The organism is Gelidibacter sp. (genome assembly GCF_035577925.1).
GTDB lineage: Bacteria > Bacteroidota > Bacteroidia > Flavobacteriales > Flavobacteriaceae > Gelidibacter.
Genome location: NZ_DATJCY010000165.1, coordinates 1 through 1,796, shown reverse-complemented (window position 1 = coordinate 1,796; position 1,796 = coordinate 1). Strand labels below are relative to the sequence as shown.

The 1,796-nt window shown below is 32.9% G+C and carries 2 protein-coding genes; both read left to right on the top strand.

Features of this window, described 5'->3' with window-relative positions; all coding sequences use genetic code 11:
- The first annotated feature begins 463 nt into the window (after positions 1-463).
- Complete coding sequence (locus VNJ50_RS05815) at positions 464-985, top strand: BfmA/BtgA family mobilization protein (RefSeq protein WP_325579928.1); 522 nt, start codon at positions 464-466, stop codon at positions 983-985.
- Positions 986-988: 3 nt separating this feature from the next.
- Positions 989-1,796: DUF5712 family protein (locus tag VNJ50_RS05810; RefSeq protein ID WP_325579926.1), on the top strand; the 808-nt coding region annotated here is incomplete at its 3' end.

Genomic DNA, 1,796 nt, shown 5'->3' with positions numbered 1-1,796 from the left:
AGAGTATTTAAAAAAACAATCCTTGTTTATTCTGTTTATTCTTTCCTTGTGCTGCTTGCAAAAAACAAAGAAACAGAAGATAGTTTTTCATGCGATAAATAAAAAATGAAAAATCAAAAAAAAAAATGATATAAGCGATTGCGGTAAATTATCCTTTACCTGATTGCTTAGAAATTCCAATAGTTTTCTTTCCCCGATCTCCCAAATTTAAACACTCTGGATCAAACCCAACTATCGTTGTGCTTGGAGCGTTTTTCATTTGGAGAGAAACGGAAAAAGAAAAAGCAAGAGGGAACGAGGCAGAGCCTTGTTCTTCTTGTTCTGCGAAGCTTAACCCCTTATAAATAAGGGGTTTAAAAAATAATAAATTATTTTTATAATATAAATTGCAATATAAAAAGATATAACTACCTTTGTATCAAAGCTAAGTTCTATTGTTTTATATATTTAATAATACAAATACATGAAAGAAAACAAATACACTACGGTAACAATAACACAGGGAGATAACGAAAAACTCACACGTTTTTGTCGTGCTAATGATATATCAAAAAAGGAATTTATTACTCTTTCTCTATCCTATTTTGAGAGAGAAGGAATTAATCCAAAATCACATGAAAGTCCAAAATCAGAAATTGAAAAAGTAATAAAAAGATTAGACCATTTCTTTGCATTCTTCAAGAAACAGGAACAGGAATTTATAAAACCTTTAGTGTTAGATTTTGCAGAGGAAAAACAAAGAAGAGATAAAATTAATGGCTCAATGGTTGGCAACCAAACAATGATATATAAAAGGATTGACGAGAAATCAAAAGAGATAAATAAAAAAGTAGAATCAGAAGCACAACAACACAAACTCATGATGACACAACAGCAGAAAGACAGAGAGGAGAAACAAGAGGAATTGAAAAAAGCTATTCAAATGTTAGCACAGCACATGGATGAAAAGAACAAAAGCGGATTGTTGAATAAATTATTTAAGTAAACTATGAATATAAAAATACAAGGTGGAGGGGGTGGAACGTATGCAAATACAGGAAGCTGTATAGCAGTAACTAATTATTTAGAGCATGAAGAATTAGACAGGATAAATAACGGACAAGAAAGAGAGCAGTTTTTCACGCATGATAAAGATCGAGTATCTGTAAGGGAAGCGACTTATAAGATAGACAACAACAAAGCTAAACTAGGAAGAAAAGACAGCAAATTTTTTGTTATAACTGTTAGTCCAAGCGAGAAAGAAATTAAATCAATGGGTAGAACTCCCCAAGAGAGAAGCGCAAATTTTAAACAGTACATTAACGAGGGAGTAATGGAGCGATATGCTGAAAACTTTGGAAAGGATTTACAAGCAAAAGATTTAATGTATTATGGGAAGATACATCACACACGAGGAACAAAGACAGGCGAGCAGATGCACGCTCATATTATTGTAAGTAGAAAAGACCTTAATAATAAAATAAAGCTATCTCCACAGACCAACCACAGAGGAACAAGAAAAGGAGCAGTTAAAGGTGGTTTTGATAGAACAGAATTTTTCAAGAATAGTGAAAATACATTTGATAAAGGTTTTAATCATTCGAGAGATTTTAAAGAATCATTCGAGTATCAAAATACTATGAAAAACGGAAGTGTGGAAAGCGTTAAAGAGTTGCCAGAGAGAGCCAGAGAGTTTGAACAGGAAAGGAAACAAGAACAATCACAGGAACAAAATCAGGAGCAAAAGCAAACGAAGCCAGGACAAAATTTAAACCAGGAACAAAATCATGGGCAAGACCAAGATTATGGCCAAGACT

Bases quoted from the DNA above. Each gene is read 5' to 3' on its own strand.
- VNJ50_RS05815 (WP_325579928.1), top strand. From the start codon at position 464: ATGAAAGAAAACAAATACACTACGGTAACAATAACACAGGGAGATAAC.